Origin of the sequence: Pseudoalteromonas sp. MelDa3 (genome assembly GCF_002863625.1) — a bacterium.
Taxonomy (GTDB): domain Bacteria; phylum Pseudomonadota; class Gammaproteobacteria; order Enterobacterales; family Alteromonadaceae; genus Pseudoalteromonas; species Pseudoalteromonas arctica.
In genome coordinates this window covers 40,777-46,926 of the sequence record NZ_PJBR01000015.1, presented here as the reverse complement: position 1 = coordinate 46,926, position 6,150 = coordinate 40,777, and the positions used below count along the sequence as shown (strand labels likewise).

Sequence of the window (6,150 nt, the reverse complement as noted above, 5' to 3'; positions counted from 1 at the left end):
GAAACTTAGAATAGTGTTATATTTTAAATTTACAATTTAAGTTAAATTAAAAACCAACACTAAAGAATGTAAGCTGCCTGTCCATGCCATCCTAATGCCTATGGTAAAAACGTATGTTAGTAAAGTTGGTAATTTAAAAAAATGTGCTATCTTTTTATTATCTATATCATAAAAATAAGCGCTAACATGTTGTTCCGAGGTACAATTGCCATAGCTATATTGGTTATTTCTGCTGCTAATAAAAGCTATGCAAATGAAATAGACGTGCAATTTAGCGGTTTTGCATCCTTAACACTCAGTTACACTGACGATTCAGATATCGCCTTTGCATCTAATTACTTAAACGAAAACGATACAGGCTTTTCAGCAACGCGTGATTCAATTTTAGGTGGGCAAGCTAATATCTCACTCTCAAAAAACTGGGACTCCGTGGTACAAGTCGTTTTACAAGATCATACCTTTAAAAGTCTTGATAACTTTTTAGAGCTCGCCTTTGTACGTTACCGCCCCTCACGCCATTGGGCTATCCGTGCTGGTCGGCTAAATAGCGATCTTTACTTACTCTCTGAATATCCTTATGTAGGATACGCCTACTTATGGATACGCCCTCCTCACGAATACTACTCTTTTGCAAACATTGCAGGAAATTACGACGGCGTGGATATTGAATACAGTAAAGCCATTGATGAAGGATTTTTACGCTTAAAGCTCGCCTATGGGAGCTCTACTGCAAAGCTGCAAGCATACAACAAAGACTTTTTTATAGATTTTGATAATTTAACAACCTTAAGTGCTACCTATTCACTGGATTCTTGGACAGTGCGCTTTTCACTTTCAAAGTCTGATTTTGGTGACTATAAGCTAGACTCACTAGATGAGTTTTTAGCTTTACTAGACGCTGTCCCACAAAGTATATGGCCACAAGCAGAGACTATATCTAACAAATTTAATACCAAAGGCCACAGTATAGAATATGCCGCGTTTGGACTTACCTACGATCATGATAATTGGCTTATTCAATCTGAAGTAGGTATTTCAGAATCCGATTGGATAATTGCCCCCTCAGTTTTCAGCACTTATATTAGCGCTGGGTATAGGGTAAACAATGCAATATTTTACACGAGCTTTTCAGCAGCAAGAAATCGTCATGATGTTATACAAGTAAACGCTCCTGTTTTTTCACCAGGCACACCCGAGCAAATTTCAGAACCAATACAACAGCTAACACTTGCAACACAAGCTGCTATAAAAGTGCCTTATGTTCATCAGCATTCAATTAACATAGGTGTAAAATGGCAGCTATCGGAGCGCTTAGTGCTAAAAGCCCAACTAGACCGCTTTGATATAAAGCCCGTAGGCGCGGGGTTATGGAGCATTAGTAATCCGGCTGATGTAGACGAAGGCCACAAAGTACATATGCTAAGTTTGAACGCTAGTATGGTGTTTTAACAATGATGAGCTATCGTAACGTACTCCTTTATCTGTTGCAGCCGCTATGCCTGCTCCTTGTTAGTGTTAATGCAAAATCTACAGAATTTGTAGTGGTGGTAAATAAAAGCAATACAATTAACGCCTTGTCCAAGCGCGAAGTTATTGATATTTACATGGGCCGTTATTTAACGTTCCCTGATGGTGAAACCTCTAAACCACTCGATTTGCCGGCGCAATCAACATTAAAAAATGACTTTTACCTACAACTGGTCAACAAAGATGAGCAAAAAATTAATGCTTATTGGGCTAGGTTATTGTTTTCAGGGCGCGCAAAGCCCCCAACACCCTCAACATCCGTTGAAGACGCGTTAAACAAAATAGCGGCATCACAATTTGCAATTGGCTATATTCCCCAATCGCAGGTTACAGACGCAGTAAAAGTGGTATACACATTTGATAAAAATTAGCCAAGCACTCTACGTACGCGTTGCTCTATCAATCGCCATTGTCGCTATTGTAGTTACGTTAGTATCGTCAACTCTTTCTTATTACTCGGGTTTTAAAGAAAAGAAAAACACCAATTACCTACTCGTGCAGCAGTTAGCACAAACAATGGGAAAAACAGCCGCAATAGCTGCCTACTTAAACGATCGTGAATTAAGCCAAGAAATTATTAATGGCTTACTAAGTAACGATTTAGTGCAAGGCGCAAGCCTAGAAGGAGAAGCAAACGCAAAAGGCGAAATGGAGTTATTTATTGCAAGTGGCTCTACTAACAAAAAAAATGAAGCTGTTTTAATTAAATTAATTCACCCCTTTATAGAAGGCTCCTTCATAGGTGTACTTGCCATATACCCCGACGATAAATTTATTGAACAGCAAGCAAAGTCATCACTTATAAAAGAATTTCTTTTAATGCTGATTCAATCAATCGTCATCGCTTTTTTTGTATCGTTAGTTGTACGCAAATGGCTTACTCAGCCTATTCAAAACCTAACAGACAGCTTTGCGACAATTGACCCCACTAATCCCGAAACCATGACAATGCTAGAATTTAAACAAGGTAAGCGAGACGAAATAAGCAGGCTAACGCATGGTATAAACGCTCTAATGCATGAGTTAAAGCTAACCATTAGTAATGAGCAATCCCTTCGTAAAAAAACCCAAGAACTAGAAGCAAAATTTAGACTTATTTTTGAACAAGCCAGCGCCGGTATTTGTTTATTAGATGACAATAATATTATCACCACCTTTAACCCAGCGTTTAAACATTACTTTACCGTACCCGGCGAAGAAGAATTATCAACCTTGCACTTTCCCGCTCTATTAAATAACGTTGATGAGTTACAAAGCCTGCTTGCAGATATTCGTTGTGATAAAAACCCGCCACAAGCGACCCTAGATATAGAGTGTAAAGTGGGCCATAAAACCATTTGGTTGCACTGCTTATTTGTTAGATTAACAGAGCAACGTGAAACAAAGCGAGGCGCCCATCAAGAACACTTAGTTGAAGTAATTTTACATGATGTAACTGAGCGCGCAGAACGCGAATTTCAAACCCGTTTTGAAGCCGATCACGACCCACTAACCGACCTACTTAACCGCCGCGCGGGAGAAAAACGCCTTAAAAAAGTGCTTCGTGAATGCGTTAAACATAATCAGCACCTTGTACTAATGATGATTGATTTAGATAAGTTTAAACCAATAAATGACACCTACGGCCACGAAGCCGGAGATAAAGTACTTATTGAAATAGCGCACCGATTTAAAAAGCGTTTTAATCAAGAAACCGATATATGTATCCGACTAGGCGGTGACGAATTTATTGTTGCAAGGCAAGTTAATACCTACAACAAAGCAACAACGCGTGAGCAATCCATCGCTTTGCTAAACGAGTTACAACAAGACATTTATATTTCACAAAATAAAACATGCGCCGTGGGTGCAAGCATTGGTATTGCAGTAGGCCCTAATGATGGTGAAGAGCTACTCGAATTAATGATCAATGGTGACAAAATGCTCTACCACGTAAAAGAAACAGGTCGAGGGCAAATTGCATTTTATGACGAGTTTAAAAAGTAAGATGGTTAATTGAGCTCTTTCAACGCAGTTAGCACTAAAAATGGCTACTAGAGAGTGATTTATAAGCAGAGCCAAGGTTATTTAAGCCCAATTTTTAAAGAACATTGAACAATAAACTTTTCAATTGATAGAATGCCCTACTTTTTCCCATCAAGAGATACAATGGCAAACTTCAATACTCATCTTAATACTGCCGTAATCATCACAGGCTTAGCCTCAGCCACCTTATTATCTGCAGGACATATTGAATTAAAGGGCGCACTCTGGTTATGGTTTTTAGGCTCAATCGGCGGCTTATTACCAGATATAGATTCAGATAACTCAACATCACTCGATACTATTTTTAACTTATTCGCACTCAGCGCTGTATTACTGGTACTGCATTACATAACCACCGAGCTCATTATTGAAATTAGCTTTATCGAGTTAATCGTAGTGCCATTATTGGTTTACGGATTTATGAAATATATTATTAGACCAATTTTTGAATGGATCACAGTACATAGAGGTAGTTGCCACTCTTTACTATTTATACTGTTATGCGCGCTATTAACGACTCAAGTAACATGGAAACTGAATGACCAATCAACCACACAAGCTGCCGTCTTTGCCTGGTTAACGGGTGGGTTTATTTTACTAGGTGGATTAATTCATTTATTGCTGGATGAAATTTACAGTGTAGATTTAAGTAATGTCAGAATTAAACGCTCTTTTGGCACCGCTTTAAAAATAGCTGACTTCGATAATAAGTTAATTACGCTAGCTTCAATTATTGCAATTGCAGGTTTAATCTATGTTGCGCCCCCTACAGAACAAACTATCACAGCATTAAGTGATTGGTCTCACTTTATATTTCTATCTTAACAAAGTAGGTTTTAAGCCTTTTTACAGCATTACCTGACTACAATAAGTGACTTTTTAAAAGTCGCTTATGTCCATTACTAGAATACGTGTAAAATGCCCTCTTAGTAATCTAAAAGTTAATTCACAAAGAGAGTGTGAGACCCTGCGCTTTTAGAGGCATAAATGGCTTGAATCAAAGCGACTTTGCCGATTTAAGTTTTAATTAAAATCCGTAGCTTGAGCTTATTTGTTATTAATTATTACTTTTGTAGGTTTGAGTGAAATAATTAAATAGCTTTACCTGTCTTCTACCCAAGTATGAGAGCTATTACAGTTTTTCAAAAGCATAAAATATAAAATTATAAGAGGTACATAATGGAATTTACGAATAAACGCACCATGCTAATTACGGCATCTTTATTGTTGGTATTAGCGTTAACACAGGCCGTTTTTACTGCCCTTTACAGTGCAGAAATTAGTTTTTCAAGGCAGTATGCATGGGGACTAGAAGCCGTAGTTTTCACTCTACTTGTTGCCTTTGCGGGTTCTGCTATGGTGCAAGCACAAAACGCTCAGTTAGGATGGTCGGCTATAACATTTAGCGCGATTCTTAACATAGTGCAGGTAAGCATTGGCCTTACTTTGTTTTCTACATTTGGAAAAGTAGCGGGTGCCGTAGAAGGCGCACAACCTTTAATAAGTGGCGTGGTTTCTTTGTCATTCATGATTTACTACGCAGCTAAATTATTATTGGGATTAGCAGCTCTTGTTTTTGGCCTGTCTTTTATCGCTAAAGGTGGCAAAGCAATTGGCGGCCTTACTGCCTTAGCTGGTGTGGTTGCTATGTTTGCCAATGCTATATTAATCATCTTTGGCCGTGATGGATTCCTTCCATCAGGTGTTGCTGGCGCTTCAGGCATGATTGCAACGTTACTTTTAGCAATATGTTTGATTAGTCTTAACCGCAAACAAGACTAAGGCTTAATACCTTACAAGTAATGTGCTTACTTAAATAAATTATAAACATCGGCGTGTATTAGAGATCTAATTCGCCGATGTTTTACGTTTAAAGTATACGCTCAGCGCATTCCTAGTTTGTTCCCTCTTAGTAATCTAAAGACTAATTCACAAAGAGGATATAAGGCGCTTCGCTTTTAAAGAGGATAATGGCTTATATCAAAGCGATTTAACTCAGTTAAGCTTTGGTGTGTGAAGTCAAGATTTGACTTCATTTATTCTCGTAAATTCTTGTTACTTACGCTTTTTAATAAATCGAATTTCGTAATGATATAAACAGGTTCTTTTTTACATTCGACTTTATAAAGATATTGATTTTTAAGAAAATTAGTTTTTTCTTTTATTAAACTAATTTGCTCCCATGGTATTAAAAAACTCCTGGGAAATAGTAGAATCAACATCCGTTTTTGGCTTATAAATATACCTTGCTGAAATGATTTAATATTTAGCCAAGTCCGATATTCACTGTTTTTCTCACGAGAAATATCTGCCACATTCGTCAAGTACATACTGCTTGATTTTAAAAGTGAGGAATCAGAAATAATTAAATCCGTTTTATATTCTCTAGCTAGTTTAGGGTAATACCCAATAATGCTTTGGATATAATTGACTAAAATATAGAACAATAAAAATAAAATTAAGTATATAACAAAGTCCATTTTTTAATACTCCGAAAACTTGCTCTGCACTGCTGACTAAGCTGAAATTTAAGATGGGTGATGAGATGGACGCTCCCCAAAACGGCGTCAATGCGCCAAACTGGTAATTGAACTCACT

Annotated in this window: 6 protein-coding genes; 5 read left to right on the top strand and 1 reads right to left on the bottom strand. The window is 37.6% G+C overall.

Going from position 1 to position 6,150, the window contains the following annotated elements; all coding sequences use genetic code 11:
• The first annotated feature begins 186 nt into the window (after positions 1-186).
• The 5 genes from CXF89_RS05445 to CXF89_RS05425 all read left to right on the top strand — a co-directional run bounded on the left by CXF89_RS05445 (position 187) and on the right by CXF89_RS05425 (position 5,334).
• Positions 187-1,449: a hypothetical protein gene (locus CXF89_RS05445; RefSeq protein WP_121954020.1), complete on the top strand. Its 1,263-nt coding sequence runs from the start codon at positions 187-189 to the stop codon at positions 1,447-1,449.
• 2 nt (positions 1,450-1,451) lie between these two features.
• The gene (locus tag CXF89_RS05440) at positions 1,452-1,898 is read left to right on the top strand and encodes a type 2 periplasmic-binding domain-containing protein (protein ID WP_024598374.1); all 447 of its coding nucleotides are present in this window, start codon (positions 1,452-1,454) and stop codon (positions 1,896-1,898) included.
• Positions 1,885-3,513, top strand: coding sequence for a sensor domain-containing diguanylate cyclase (locus CXF89_RS05435; RefSeq protein ID WP_121954019.1), 1,629 nt, complete (start codon positions 1,885-1,887; stop codon positions 3,511-3,513). The genes CXF89_RS05440 and CXF89_RS05435 overlap by 14 nt, the downstream gene beginning before the upstream one ends.
• Before the next feature lie 162 nt (positions 3,514-3,675).
• The gene (locus CXF89_RS05430) at positions 3,676-4,377 is read left to right on the top strand and encodes a metal-dependent hydrolase (protein ID WP_024593761.1); all 702 of its coding nucleotides are present in this window, start codon (positions 3,676-3,678) and stop codon (positions 4,375-4,377) included.
• Positions 4,378-4,731: 354 nt separating this feature from the next.
• Positions 4,732-5,334, top strand: coding sequence for a thiamine biosynthesis protein ThiC (locus tag CXF89_RS05425; RefSeq protein WP_121954018.1), 603 nt, complete (start codon positions 4,732-4,734; stop codon positions 5,332-5,334).
• 254 nt (positions 5,335-5,588) lie between these two features.
• Here the strand turns inward: CXF89_RS05425 and CXF89_RS05420 are convergent, their stop codons facing one another.
• The gene (locus CXF89_RS05420; RefSeq protein ID WP_121954017.1) at positions 5,589-6,032 is read right to left on the bottom strand and encodes a hypothetical protein; all 444 of its coding nucleotides are present in this window, start codon (positions 6,030-6,032) and stop codon (positions 5,589-5,591) included.
• Between the last annotated feature and the right edge of the window lie 118 nt (positions 6,033-6,150).